Annotated in this window: 5 protein-coding genes, 3 rRNA genes and 1 pseudogene; 3 read left to right on the forward strand and 6 right to left on the reverse strand. The window is 65.6% G+C overall.

Features of this window, described 5'->3' with window-relative positions:
* Positions 1-47 precede the first annotated feature (47 nt).
* On the forward strand, positions 48-1,571 hold the full coding sequence (locus P2F65_RS16450; RefSeq protein ID WP_275810190.1) for a peptidase S10: 1,524 nt from the start codon (positions 48-50) through the stop codon (positions 1,569-1,571).
* Between the two features lie 100 nt (positions 1,572-1,671).
* Here the strand turns inward: P2F65_RS16450 and rrf are convergent.
* The 3 genes from rrf to P2F65_RS16465 all read right to left on the reverse strand — a co-directional run bounded on the left by rrf (position 1,672) and on the right by P2F65_RS16465 (position 6,888).
* A 5S ribosomal RNA gene (rrf, locus tag P2F65_RS16455) occupies positions 1,672-1,788 on the reverse strand.
* 89 nt (positions 1,789-1,877) lie between these two features.
* Positions 1,878-4,996: ribosomal RNA gene (locus tag P2F65_RS16460) — 23S ribosomal RNA — on the reverse strand.
* 369 nt (positions 4,997-5,365) lie between these two features.
* A 16S ribosomal RNA gene (locus tag P2F65_RS16465) occupies positions 5,366-6,888 on the reverse strand.
* The 16S, 23S and 5S rRNA genes sit together here, the layout of an rRNA operon.
* A gap of 698 nt (positions 6,889-7,586) precedes the next feature.
* Here P2F65_RS16465 and P2F65_RS16470 point away from each other — a divergent pair.
* Positions 7,587-7,841: pseudogene (locus P2F65_RS16470) on the forward strand (hypothetical protein); the annotation flags it as partial.
* A 127-nt stretch (positions 7,842-7,968) separates the two neighbouring features.
* Positions 7,969-10,185: an NADP-dependent isocitrate dehydrogenase gene (locus P2F65_RS16475; RefSeq protein ID WP_275810193.1), complete on the forward strand. Its 2,217-nt coding sequence runs from the start codon at positions 7,969-7,971 to the stop codon at positions 10,183-10,185.
* Positions 10,186-10,220: 35 nt separating this feature from the next.
* Here the strand turns inward: P2F65_RS16475 and P2F65_RS16480 are convergent, their stop codons facing one another.
* From P2F65_RS16480 to P2F65_RS16490, 3 genes are all read right to left on the reverse strand, one after another.
* Entirely contained in the window at positions 10,221-11,747 is a 1,527-nt protein-coding gene (locus P2F65_RS16480; RefSeq protein WP_275810195.1) for a cryptochrome/photolyase family protein, read from the reverse strand.
* 90 nt (positions 11,748-11,837) lie between these two features.
* Entirely contained in the window at positions 11,838-12,629 is a 792-nt protein-coding gene (locus P2F65_RS16485; RefSeq protein WP_275810198.1) for a slipin family protein, read from the reverse strand.
* Between the two features lie 85 nt (positions 12,630-12,714).
* A complete protein-coding gene (locus P2F65_RS16490) occupies positions 12,715-13,704 on the reverse strand; it encodes an SDR family oxidoreductase (RefSeq protein ID WP_275810201.1) in 990 nt (329 codons plus the stop codon).
* Between the last annotated feature and the right edge of the window lie 94 nt (positions 13,705-13,798).

The following is a 13,798-nucleotide window of genomic DNA, read 5'->3' on the forward strand; positions in this document are numbered from 1 at the left end:
CCCATTGTCCGCACTCGGCGCCGAGCTCCCGCACTAGGGTGGCCGCCATGGCTGACGAGACCGCTGACACCCGCCCCGCGCCGGCCCCGTCCACCGGGCAGGCCGCCGACCAGGACGGCCACACCGTGACCACCACCCCGGCGCCGCCCGAGGACGACGTGGTCAGCACCCGGCACACCCTCCGGGTCGGCCGGCGCACCCTGCGCTACACCGCCACCACCGGACGCGTGGTGCTGCGCGACGAGGTCTTCGAGGACGGGAAGTTCACCGGCTTCAAACCCAAGGCCGAGATGTCGCTGACCGCCTACGTCGTCGACGCGCCGGCGGGGCAGAACCGTCCGGTGACCTTCGCCTTCAACGGCGGCCCCGGCTCGTCCTCGGTGTGGCTGCACCTCGGCCTGTTCGGGCCCCGTCGTGTCGTGATGGGTGACGTCGGTGAGCTGGTGGCACCGCCCTACGCACTCGAGGACAACGCGCAGTCGATGCTGGCCGTGAGCGACCTCGTCTTCATCGACCCGGTGTCCACCGGCTACTCGCGCGCCGTCGAGGGCGGCACCGCCAAGGAGTACCACGGCTACAGCGGCGACATCGAGAGCGTCGGCGAGCTGATCCGCCTGTGGACCACGCGGCACAACCGCTGGATGTCGCCGAAGTTCCTGGCCGGCGAGTCCTACGGAACGCTGCGGGCGGCGGCCCTGGCCGAGCACCTGCAGTCCCGTCACGGCATGTACCTCAACGGCGTCATGCTCATCTCCAGCGTGCTCGACCTCGGCTCCATCGGGCTGCACGAGCCGGAGGACCGCGGGTACGCCAACTTCCTGCCCACCTACGCCGCCGTCGCGCACTACCACGGCAAGCACGGCCGCCGGAGCCTGCGCAGCGTGCTCGCCGAGGCCGAGGCCTATGCCTCCCGGGACTACCCGTGGGTGCTCTCCCGCGGCAACCGGCTCACCCGCGCCGAGCGCACGGAGGCCGTCAGCACGCTCGCCCGCCTCACCGGGCTCAGCGAGGACTACGTCGAGCGCGCCGACCTGCGCATCGAGCACGTGCGGTTCTTCACCGAGCTGCTGCGCGAGCAGCGCCTCGCCGTGGGCCGCCTCGACAGCCGGTTCACCGGTCCCCTGGGCAGTGCCCTGGCCGAGGCGTACGACGCCGACCCGAGCCACGACGCCATCGCCGGCCCGTACGCCGCAGCCTGGAACCACTACGTGCGCAGCGAGCTCGAGTACAAGAACGACCTGCCCTACGTGCAGATCTCGGCCAAGGCCCACGAGGAGTGGTCCTACAAGGAGTTCGAGGGTCGTGCCGTCAACGCAGCCCCCAAGCTGGCCCGGGCGATGCGCGCCAACCCGCACCTGCGCGTGCACGTCGCCTACGGCTACCACGACGGCGCCACCCCGTACTTCGCGGCCCAGGACGTCATCGCGCACCTGCAGGTCCCACAGGCGCTGACGGCGAACATCGAGCATGTCTACTACGAGGCGGGGCACATGATGTACGTCCACGAGCCCAGCCGGCTGCAGCAGAGCAAGGATCTCGCGGACTTCGTCACCAGGGCCAGCCAGCCCTGACCGACCCCTCGTCCACCACACACCGACTGGGGCTGTGCAGAGAGAACGCAGAATGCAGAAAGGCCCCGCACTCATGTGCGGGGCCTTTCCGTCAAAGTATGTTCGGCTGCGTCCTACTCTCCCACACCGTCACCAGTGCAGTACCATCGGCGCTGAAGGGCTTAGCTTCCGGGTTCGGAATGGGACCGGGCGTTTCCCCTTCGCTATGACAGCCGAAACTCTATGGAGATGTCAATCAGGTGTTTCCTGGTTCCCGACCGTGTCTCGGGAACCGCACAGTGGACGCGAAGCTAAATCTTATGAGTGTGAGTCAAGTTGTCGGCTTATTAGTACCAGTCAGCTGCATGCATTGCTGCACTTCCACATCTGGCCTATCAACCCAGTCGTCTGGCTGGGAGCCTCTCGGACCGAAGTCCGTGGAAACCTCATCTTGAAGCGTGCTTCCCGCTTAGATGCTTTCAGCGGTTATCACTTCCGAACGTAGCTAATCAGCGGTGCTCCTGGCGGAACAACTGACACACCAGAGGTTCGTCCATCCCGGTCCTCTCGTACTAGGGATAGCCCTTCTCAAGTTTCCTACGCGCACAGCGGATAGGGACCGAACTGTCTCACGACGTTCTAAACCCAGCTCGCGTACCGCTTTAATGGGCGAACAGCCCAACCCTTGGGACCTACTCCAGCCCCAGGATGCGACGAGCCGACATCGAGGTGCCAAACCATGCCGTCGATATGGACTCTTGGGCAAGATCAGCCTGTTATCCCCGGGGTACCTTTTATCCGTTGAGCGACGGCGCTTCCACAAGCCACCGCCGGATCACTAGTCCCGACTTTCGTCCCTGCTCGACATGCCTGTCTCACAGTCAAGCTCCCTTGTGCACTTACACTCAAAACCTGATTGCCAACCAGGCTGAGGGAACCTTTGGGCGCCTCCGTTACCTTTTAGGAGGCAACCGCCCCAGTTAAACTACCCACCAGGCACTGTCCCTGATCCGGATCACGGACCGAGGTTAGATATCCAGAACGACCAGAGTGGTATTTCAACGTTGACTCCACACACACTGGCGTGCATGCTTCACAGTCTCCCACCTATCCTACACAAGCCGTACCGAACACCAATACCAAGCTGTAGTAAAGGTCCCGGGGTCTTTCCGTCCTGCTGCGCGTAACGAGCATCTTTACTCGTAGTGCAATTTCGCCGAGTTCGTGGTTGAGACAGTGGAGAAGTCGTTACGCCATTCGTGCAGGTCGGAACTTACCCGACAAGGAATTTCGCTACCTTAGGATGGTTATAGTTACCACCGCCGTTTACTGGGGCTTAAATTCTCAGCTTCGCCCACGAGGGGCTAACCGGTCCTCTTAACCTTCCAGCACCGGGCAGGCGTCAGTCCGTATACATCGTCTTGCGACTTCGCACGGACCTGTGTTTTTAGTAAACAGTCGCTTCTCCCTGGTCTCTGCGGCCCTTCACCCTAGGAGGCAAGCTCCTTCAGGGTCCGGGCCCCCCTTCTCCCGAAGTTACGGGGGCATTTTGCCGAGTTCCTTAACCACGATTCACTCGATCGCCTTGGTATTCTCTACCTAACCACCTGAGTCGGTTTGGGGTACGGGCGGCTCGAACCTCGCTAGAAGATTTTCTAGGCAGCATAGGATCACCCTGCTTCCCGCATACGCGGTCACTATCAGGTCTCAGGATATGTGCGACACGGATTTGCCTATGTCGCTCCCTACACCCTTGGACGTGGACTACCATCGCCACGCGGAGGCTACCTTCCTGCGTCTCTCCATCGCTTGACTACTACTAGATCGGGTCGCGCGCTCCACCTGAACCCTCTCCCGAAGGATTGGTGAACAGGCTTCGGGCGCTTAGCATCACTAGGTTCGTCATGGGCGGTTCTTCGCCGGTTCCGGAATATCAACCGGATGTCCATCGACTACGCCTGTCGGCCTCGCCTTAGGTCCCGACTTACCCAGGGCAGATTAGCTTGACCCTGGAACCCTTGGTTATTCGGCGGACGGGTTTCTCGCCCGTCATTCGCTACTCATGCCTGCATTCTCACTCGTGTGGCCTCCACGGCTGGATCACTCCGCCGCTTCCCTGGCCACACGACGCTCCCCTACCCATCAACACGCTTGGACCACGGTCCCGCAGGAGTCGTGGCCGGGCAGTATGTCAATGCCACAGCTTCGGTGGTGTGCTTGAGCCCCGCTACATTGTCGGCGCGGAATCACTTGACCAGTGAGCTATTACGCACTCTTTAAAGGGTGGCTGCTTCTAAGCCAACCTCCTGGTTGTCAATGCAACTCCACATCCTTTCCCACTTAGCACACGCTTAGGGACCTTAGCTGGTGGTCTGGGCTGTTTCCCTCTCGACTACGGAGCTTATCCCCCGCAGTCTCACTGCCACGCTCTCACTTACCGGCATTCGGAGTTTGGCTAACGTCAGTAACCTGGTGAGGCCCATCGGCTATCCAGTAGCTCTACCTCCGGTAAGAAACACGTGACGCTGCACCTAAATGCATTTCGGGGAGAACCAGCTATCACGGAGTTTGATTGGCCTTTCACCCCTACCCACAGCTCATCCCCTCAGTTTTCAACCTAAGTGGGTTCGGTCCTCCACGACGTCTTACCGTCGCTTCAACCTGGCCATGGGTAGATCACTCCGCTTCGGGTCTAGACCCCGCGACTGAACGCCCTATTCGGACTCGCTTTCGCTACGGCTTCCCCACACGGGTTAACCTCGCCACGGAGCACTAACTCGCAGGCTCATTCTTCAAAAGGCACGCCGTCACCCCACAAGGAGGCTCCGACGGATTGTAGGCACACGGTTTCAGGATCTATTTCACTCCCCTCCCGGGGTACTTTTCACCTTTCCCTCACGGTACTTGTCCGCTATCGGTCACCAGGGAATATTTAGGCTTAGCGGGTGGTCCCGCCAGATTCACACGGGATTTCTCGGGCCCCGTGCTACTTGGGATGGGTCTCAGGAGTGTGTGCCATTTCGTCTACGGGGGTAGCACCCTCTGTGCCGGGCCTTTCAATGCCCTTCGACTATGACGCACATTTGTAACTCCCTACCAGCGTGTCAGCACTGGTCAAGACGTCCCACAACCCCGCAACTGCAACCCCTGACAGGTATCACACAGCTACGGTTTGGCCTGATCCGCTTTCGCTCGCCACTACTCACGGAATCGCGGTTGCTTTCTCTTCCTGTGGGTACTGAGATGTTTCACTTCCCCACGTTCCCTCCACTCGCCCTATGTGTTCAGGCGAGGGTGACTGGACTTGCCTCCAGCCGGGTTTCCCCATTCGGGCATCCTCGGATCACAGTCTGGTTATCGACTCCCCGAGGCTTATCGCAGATTCCTACGCCCTTCATCGGTTCCTGGTGCCAAGGCATCCACCGTGTGCCCTTAAAAACTTGAGCCACAAAGATGCTCGCGTCCACTGTGCAGTTCTCAAGAAACGGGCGGCCCCCCACTCAACCCGGCGCCTACCACCCCCACCCCCCAAACGAGGAGCAGACATGGCGGTTCGACCGCGAGCGAGGGTCCAAGGCCGATTCAAACCGGCCCGAAGGTCAAGCTTACGCCCGAGCCTTCAGGACCCAACAACGTGCCAGGCACCACCTGCCCACCACCCGCGTTCCACTGCCCACCCCACAGGGGCGAGCTTGTACTAACGAGGCAGCCGACAGCCGGCGCCAACTAATCGATGTTCCACCCTTGAGCACCCGCTGCCCCACACTCGGGGACAGACCGGGCTCTGGATCGCTCGCGCGACCAGTGCTCCTTAGAAAGGAGGTGATCCAGCCGCACCTTCCGGTACGGCTACCTTGTTACGACTTAGTCCCAATCGCCAGTCCCACCTTCGACGGCTCCCCCTCTTGCGAGTTGGGCCACCGGCTTCGGGTGTTACCGACTTTCGTGACTTGACGGGCGGTGTGTACAAGGCCCGGGAACGTATTCACCGCAGCGTTGCTGATCTGCGATTACTAGCGACTCCGACTTCATGGGGTCGAGTTGCAGACCCCAATCCGAACTGAGACCGGTTTTTTGGGATTCGCTCCACCTCGCGGTTTCGCAGCCCTTTGTACCGGCCATTGTAGCATGCGTGAAGCCCAAGACATAAGGGGCATGATGATTTGACGTCATCCCCACCTTCCTCCGAGTTGACCCCGGCAGTCTCCTATGAGTCCCCGCCATAACGCGCTGGCAACATAGAACGAGGGTTGCGCTCGTTGCGGGACTTAACCCAACATCTCACGACACGAGCTGACGACAACCATGCACCACCTGTACACCGACCTTGCGGGGCACCCATCTCTGGATGTTTCCGGTGTATGTCAAGCCTTGGTAAGGTTCTTCGCGTTGCATCGAATTAATCCGCATGCTCCGCCGCTTGTGCGGGCCCCCGTCAATTCCTTTGAGTTTTAGCCTTGCGGCCGTACTCCCCAGGCGGGGCGCTTAATGCGTTAGCTGCGGCACGGAACCCGTGGAATGGGTCCCACACCTAGCGCCCAACGTTTACGGCATGGACTACCAGGGTATCTAATCCTGTTCGCTCCCCATGCTTTCGCTTCTCAGCGTCAGTAGTGGCCCAGAGACCTGCCTTCGCCATCGGTGTTCCTCCTGATATCTGCGCATTTCACCGCTACACCAGGAATTCCAGTCTCCCCTACCACACTCTAGTCTGCCCGTACCCACCGCAAGTCCGAGGTTGAGCCTCGGATTTTCACGGCAGACGCGACAAACCGCCTACAAGCTCTTTACGCCCAATAATTCCGGACAACGCTCGCACCCTACGTATTACCGCGGCTGCTGGCACGTAGTTAGCCGGTGCTTCTTCTGCAGGTACCGTCACTTGCGCTTCTTCCCTGCTGAAAGAGGTTTACAACCCGAAGGCCGTCATCCCTCACGCGGCGTCGCTGCATCAGGCTTTCGCCCATTGTGCAATATTCCCCACTGCTGCCTCCCGTAGGAGTCTGGGCCGTGTCTCAGTCCCAGTGTGGCCGGTCGCCCTCTCAGGCCGGCTACCCGTCGTCGCCTTGGTGAGCCGTTACCTCACCAACAAGCTGATAGGCCGCGAGTCCATCCCAGACCGAAAAACTTTCCACACCATACCCATGCGGATTGGTGTCATATCCGGTATTAGCTCCGGTTTCCCGGGGTTATTCCAGAGTCTGGGGCAGGTTACTCACGTGTTACTCACCCGTTCGCCACTGATCACCGAGAGCAAGCTCTCGGGTCACCGTTCGACTTGCATGTGTTAAGCACGCCGCCAGCGTTCGTCCTGAGCCAGGATCAAACTCTCCATTGATGTTCAGCACCACACCCAGCCCAAAAGACCAGGCGCGGAAACCAGAACCCGTAAAGGGTTTAAATCACTAGCTGAGCAAGAACAACCAGCGAAATCGCTGTTTGATCGTTGTCAACCAAAGGAAAATCGAATCGAAAAGCACATCCCCAACCATCAAGCTGGTTCAGACACCCCTCGAGACGAGGTAATTGGCATCGATTTTTGACACGCTGTTGAGTTCTCAAGGTTCGGACGCGCACCATTCACTTCGCTTTTCAGCGGGAGTGTCCGGGGCAACCCTTCTAAGTTACTCGCTTCGCAACTTGGGCGTCAAATCCGGCTCCTTCGTGAGGAGCGACCGGATCGAGCGCGCTTGGCGTTCGGCGATGGCACAACTGTAGCACCGTTTCCGGGGGCCTGTGACCACCCCCGGGCGGAGCCCCGACCGAGCGGTCGGCAGGCGACGGTCGGCTCCGCGCTGACCTGCGCGAACGCACCTCCGGAGCGCTGCAGGGCGCCCCGGCGAGCTGCCCCGAGCGGCTCCCGCTGCCCCCGGCGTCCGGCTTCCCCGACAACTCGGCCACGCGGCATACCCAGGAGGACAGTGGTGACAGGGACACCTGGTCGCGCCCCGCGGCCCACCGGGGAGGGGAGGGAACCATGCGTACTCCTGCGATGAGCTCTCGGCTGGGCGCGGAGGCGCTCGGCACCTTCCCACTGAGCACTCCCCCGGCGGCTACGGCCTCGTGGCCGTGCTGTGCGCCGAGGTCCTCCTGACCGTCTTCTTCCTCTACAGCATCCTGGGCGCCACGGACGCCCGGGCGCCCGTGGGCTTCGCGCCCATCGCCATCGGTCTGAGGCTGACGCTGGTCCACCTCATCTCCATCACGAGCATCGACCGGCGCACGGAGGACATCTCCGGCGAGATCCGCGCCGAGGACGTGCCCCCGGCGACTGGTGGGGCAGCTTGCTGAGGTCGGCACCCCGGTCGCGGCCGGAGGCGCGTTCGCTAGCCTGAACAGCGCGTTCTTCTTCGAGCGCCCGCCGTTGCGCACGCCTTTCGCGCCCGCAGGACCCGACGACAGCAGGAGTGCCGCCTTCATGGCCAAGATCATCTACACCCTCACCGACGAAGCGCCGATGCTGGCGACCTACTCGTTCCTACCGGTCATCGAGGCGTTCGCCGGCACGGCCGGCGTCGAGGTCGAGACCCGCGACATCTCCCTGGCGGGACGCATCATCGCGGCGTTCGACGACCGCCTGCCGCAGGAGCAGCGGATCGGCGACGCGCTCTCCGAGCTCGGTCAGCTGGCCACCACCCCCGAGGCCAACATCATCAAGCTGCCGAACATCTCGGCGTCGGTGCCGCAGCTCAAGGCCGCCATCGCCGAGCTGCAGGCCCAGGGCTACGCGCTGCCGGACTACCCGGACGAGCCGGCGACCGACGACGAGAAGGACGCCCGCGCCCGCTACGACAGCGTCAAGGGCAGCGCGGTCAACCCGGTGCTGCGCGAGGGCAACTCCGACCGCCGTGCCCCCCAGGCCGTCAAGAACTACGCCCGCAGCCACCCGCACTCGATGGGTGCGTGGAGCGCCGACTCCAGGACCCGGGTCGCCACCATGGGCAAGGACGACTTCCGCTCCAACGAGCAGTCGGTGGTCATGCCCGCCGACGACACCCTCACCATCCAGTTCGTCGGTGAGTCGGGCACCACGCCGCTGAAGGAGAACCTCACGGTCCTCGAGGGCGAGGTCGTCGACTCCACGGTGATGCGCGCCGCCGCGCTCGACGCCTTCCTCAAGGAGCAGGTCTCCGCGGCCAAGGCCGACGACGTCCTCTTCTCCGTGCACCTCAAGGCCACGATGATGAAGGTCTCCGACCCGATCATCTTCGGCCACGTCGTGCGCGCGTTCCTCCCCGAGGTCTTCGAGACCTACGGCACCGAGCTCGCCGCCGCGGGCCTCTCCCCCAACAACGGCCTCGGCGCGATCCTGGGCGGGCTCGACAAGCTGCCCGAGGGAGTCCGCGACGGGGTCCGCGCCGCCATCGAGAAGGGCCTGGCCGACGGCCCGCGCCTGGCCATGGTCAACTCCGACAAGGGCATCACCAACCTGCACGTGCCGAGCGACGTCATCGTCGACGCCTCCATGCCGGCGATGATCCGCACCTCCGGCCACATGTGGGGCCCGGACGGCGAGGAGCACGACACCCTCGCGGTGATTCCCGACAGCTCCTACGCCGGCGTCTACCAGGCCGTCATCGACGACTGCAGGGCCCACGGCGCCTACGACCCGACCACGATGGGCTCGGTGCCCAACGTCGGCCTCATGGCCCAGAAGGCCGAGGAGTACGGCAGCCACGACAAGACCTTCGAGATGACCGAGGCCGGCAAGGTCCAGGTCGTGGGCAGCGCCGGCGACGTGCTCATGGAGCACGACGTGCAGCCCGGTGACATCTGGCGCGCCTGCCAGACCAAGGACGCCCCGATCCGCGACTGGGTCAAGCTGGCCGTCACCCGCGCCCGCGCCTCGCAGACGCCGGCGGTGTTCTGGCTCGACCCCGAGCGCGCCCACGACGCCAACCTCATCGCCAAGGTCGAGCAGTACCTGCCCGAGCACGACACCGAGGGCCTGGACATCAAGATCCTCTCCCCGGTCGAGGCGGCCAAGCTCTCGGTCGAGCGCATCCGCCGCGGCGAGGACACCATCTCGGTCACCGGCAACGTGCTGCGCGACTACAACACCGACCTGTTCCCGATCCTCGAGCTGGGCACCAGCGCCAAGATGCTCTCGGTCGTGCCGCTGATGAACGGCGGTGGCCTGTTCGAGACCGGCGCCGGCGGCTCCGCCCCCAAGCACGTGCAGCAGCTCGTGCAGGAGAACTACCTGCGCTGGGACAGCCTCGGTGAGTTCCTCGCCCTCGCCGAGAGCCTGCGGCACATGGCGACGACGGCCGACAACCCGCGAGCGACGGTGCTCGCCGACACCCTCGACCGTGCGACCGAGCGGCTGCTCAACGAGAACAAGTCCCCGGCCCGCAAGGTCGGGCAGATCGACAACCGCGGCAGCCACTTCTACCTCGCGATGTTCTGGGCGGACGAGCTCGCGAAGCAGACCGACGACGCCGAGCTCGCACAGGCGTTCGCGCCGCTCGCGGAGTCGCTGAGCGCCAACGAGGAGGCCATCACGACCGAGCTCATCGGCGTGCAGGGCCAGCCGGCCGACATCGGCGGCTACTACCGCCCCGACGAGGCCAAGGCCTCGTCGGTCATGCGCCCGTCGAAGACCTTCAACGACGCGCTGGCGTCCCTGCGCTAGCCGCAGCGCACCACCCACCCCGGTATGCCGGGTGGTCACCACGCGTGGTGACCACCCGGCATACCTGTCTGAGGGTGCCGGTCAGGGGCCGCGTCGCCGCGGGACCGCTCCTGCGCGACGAGGTCCTCGAGGTCCGCGAGGCGGTGGCGCTGCTGGAGCGGGCGGGCGAGGCGCGGGTTGCCCTCGAGCCGCTCCGCGTTGCGGTCGAGGTAGGCCCAGTAACCGGCGGTGAACGGGCACGCGTGCTCCCCCGCCCTGACCTTGGGGTCGTAGCGGCAGCCGCCGCAGTAGTCAGACATCTTGTTGATGTAGGCGCCGCCGGCGACGTAGGGCTTGGTCGCCATCGCGCCACCGTCGGCGTGCTGGCTCATGCCGACCACGTTGGCCGGCATGACCCAGTCGTAGCCGTCGACGAACCGGGTCTGGAACCACTCCGTCAGCTCGTCCGGGTCGTAGCCGCGCTGCGCGGCCCAGCTGCCGAGGACCATCAGGCGCGGGATGTGGTGCACCCACCCCCGGTCCCGCACACCGGCCAGCACGTCGTGCAGACAGGCGGCGTCGACCGCGTCGGCGTCGAGGTCGTCGAACCAGGGCGGGAGTGGCTCATGCGCCGCGAAGGCGTTGCGCCGCCGGTAGGTCGGGCCGAAGTGCCAGTAGAGGTGCCAGACGTACTCGCGCCACCCGATGACCTGGCGCACGAAGCCCTCGACCGACGCCAGCGGCGCCTGCCCCTCCTCGTACGCCCGGACCGCACGGCGCACCACCTCGACCGGGTCCAGCAGGCCCAGGTTCAGCGTCGGGGAGAGAAGGCTGTGGGCCATCGCCCAGTCGCCCCGGAGCATGGCGTCCTCGTGCGGCCCGAAAGCCGGCAGGCGTTCGGTGACGAAGCGCTCGAGCGCCGTGACGGCCTCGCGGCGCGTGGCGGCGAAGAGCCTCGGACCGTCGCTGCCGACGGTGCTCACGACGCCGTCGCGCTCCCAGCGGTCGAGGTCCTCTCGCACCTGCGCGTCGATCTCGTCCTCCCGCGGGCGGTAGGGCGCCGGCACGTCGAGGTGGTCCCGCCCCTTGGGCGGCGGCTCCCGGTTGTCCTGGTCGAACGACCAGCGCCCGCCGACGGGACGGCCGTCGTCGACGAGCAGGTCGAGCCTTTGGCGCTGGAACCGGTAGAAGTCCTCCATGCGCAGCCGGCGGCGACCACCGGCCCACTGGGCGAAGTCGGCGCGGGCGAGGCTGAAGCCGGGTGTCGGGTCGACCGCCTCGACGCGGCCGTCCTCGAGCAGGCGGTGGACGAGGTCGGCCGCCGCACGCGAGGTCGGTTCGTGGGCCCGCACGGTCTCACCGAGCTGGTCGAGGGCCTCGGCGTACGTGCGCGTGCGCAGCAGCACCGCGGAGTCACCGAGCTCGGCCGCCCGGTGCCGCAGGACCGACAGGAGCAGGTGCAGCTTCTGCCGGTGGTACCGGCGCCGGGCCAGCGCTGCGGTGCTCTCGACGAGCAGGACGCCCTCGCGCCCCGACCGGAAGTGCGGACCCAGCTGGTCGGCGAAGAGCCAGCGCCGGGTCATGGCCAGCATCCTCCCCGACTTCGCGGACCACCGCCCGGCGACCCGAGGCACCTGTTGACGGGTGACGACCCGGGACACCTGTCACCGGTGCTACGGGAAGGACATCTCGCCGTTGCGGTCGCTCACGGGCAGCGGTGCCTCCGGCACGTGGAGGCGCGCGGACTCGTCCTTCTCACGTTGCAGGAAGTCGAAGGCCGTTCGGGTGCTCTCGAAGAACTGCGCCGGGAAGATGATGGTGGAGTTCTTCTCGACGGCGATCTCGGAGAGCACCTGCAGGTTGCGCAGCTGGAGCGCAATGGGGCTCCTGGCGATCACGTCGGCGGCCTCGGCGAGCTTGCCGACGCTGAGGGCCTCGCCCTCGGCGGCGATGATCTTGGCGCGCTTCTCCCGCTCGGCCTCCGCCTGCTTGGCCATCGCCCGCTGCATCGACGACGGCAGCTCGATGTCCTTGAGCTCGACCAGCTGCACGAGCACTCCCCACTGCTCCGTCGTGACGTCCAGGACCCGCTTGATGGCCTCGTTGAGCGCCTCGGTGTTGCTGAGCACCTCGTCGAGGGTGGAGCGGCCGACCATGTTGCGGACGGTCGTCTGGGCGTACTGGCCGACGGCGGACTCGACGTTCTCGATCTCGATGATGGAGCGCACCGGGTCGACCCGCCGGAAGTAGGCGACCGCGGCCACGCCGATGGAGACGTTGTCCTGCGTGATGATCTGCTGCGACGGGATCGGCATGGTGACCGTCCGCAGGCTCACCTTCTCCATGCGGTCGACCAGCGGGATCATGAACCGCATCCCGGGCTCCCGGACGTTGCGCAGCCTCCCCAGCCGGAACACCACGCCACGCTCGTACTGCCTCACCACGGCGACACCCAGCCTCGGCATCGTCACCACCTCCTGGAGTCACCTCCACGCTTCGGCGGTGTCGGCTCCTGCTGCCAGAGTCCTAGGTCCCCCGACCGGCAGGGGCTCAGCGCTCGTTGAAGCGCCTCGCGGCCCGCTCGCCGAGCACCGTGAGGCCGCGCACGACCCGCGCAGCGCCGTCGCCGAGCCGCCGCTCGGCCTCGCGACCCTCGAGCGTGCCAGTGGCGCCCTCAGCGGGCGGGGCCGGCAGCAGCCGTGCCATGAGCCCCATGACGCGCATCGTGGTGGCGGGAGCCAACCCGGCCACCCGCATCCTGACCTTCGCGAGCGGGGTGAGCACGACGAGGGGTCGGCCGCGCAGCACGCCGTCGACGATCTTCGACGCCGCGCGCTCGGCGTCCATGGAGACCAGCGGCAGCGACGCTCCCGCCGCGAACCAGGCGTACTCCGCGGCGTGGTCACCCGTGAAGGTGGCCCGCAGGTGCGAGCCGGTGCGCATCAGCCCGGGCGCGACGGTGGTCACGGTGACGCCCGTGCCGGCGAGCTCGGACCGCAGGCCCTGCGTGAAGCCCACGGCACCGAACTTCGCCGTCGAGTAGGGCAGCAGGTGGGGCACGCTGACGAAGCCGCCGATGGAGGTGACCGTGGCGATGTGCCCGCGGCCGCGGTCGCGCATCCGGGGCGCGACGGCGAGCGCGCAGTTGACCGGGCCCCAGAGCATCGTGCCGACCGCCTCCTGGAAGTGGGCCCGCTCCAGCGACTCGAGCGGCCCGACCTGGATGACGCCGGCCACCACGACCAGGGTGTCGATGGGGCCGAGCCGCGCCTCCGCCCTGCTGACCATGGTGGTCACCGCGCCGTTGTCGGCGACGTCGCACACCTCCGTGTGCACGTCGGCGCCCCGGCCGCGCAGGTCGGCGGCCGCCTGCTCGAGCGCGTCGGCGTCGCGCGCGCACACGACGAGGCGGTGGCCGCGCGCGGCCAGCTCACGGGCGATGAGCAGCCCCAGCCCCCGGCTCGCTCCCGCGACCAGCGCGATCGGCTTCGGGTCAACCCGGTATGCCGTGCGGCCGGCTCCATCGGCTCCAGTGCTCACCCGGCCAGTCTGCGGTCCACCTGGTCAACCCGCACGCGGTGCCGGCAACGGGGCGCCTGCTCGAGATGTCGATTCGTGCGCGCTCACCTAGCGT

Source organism: Knoellia sp. p5-6-4 (genome assembly GCF_029222705.1).
Classification (GTDB): domain Bacteria; phylum Actinomycetota; class Actinomycetes; order Actinomycetales; family Dermatophilaceae; genus Pedococcus_A.

Bases quoted from the DNA above. Each gene is read 5' to 3' on its own strand.
- P2F65_RS16450 (WP_275810190.1), top strand. From the start codon at position 48: ATGGCTGACGAGACCGCTGACACCCGCCCCGCGCCGGCCCCGTCCACC.
- P2F65_RS16480 (WP_275810195.1), bottom strand. From the start codon at position 11,747: ATGACCCGGCGCTGGCTCTTCGCCGACCAGCTGGGTCCGCACTTCCGG.
- P2F65_RS16485 (WP_275810198.1), bottom strand. From the start codon at position 12,629: ATGCCGAGGCTGGGTGTCGCCGTGGTGAGGCAGTACGAGCGTGGCGTG.
- P2F65_RS16475 (WP_275810193.1), top strand. From the start codon at position 7,969: ATGGCCAAGATCATCTACACCCTCACCGACGAAGCGCCGATGCTGGCG.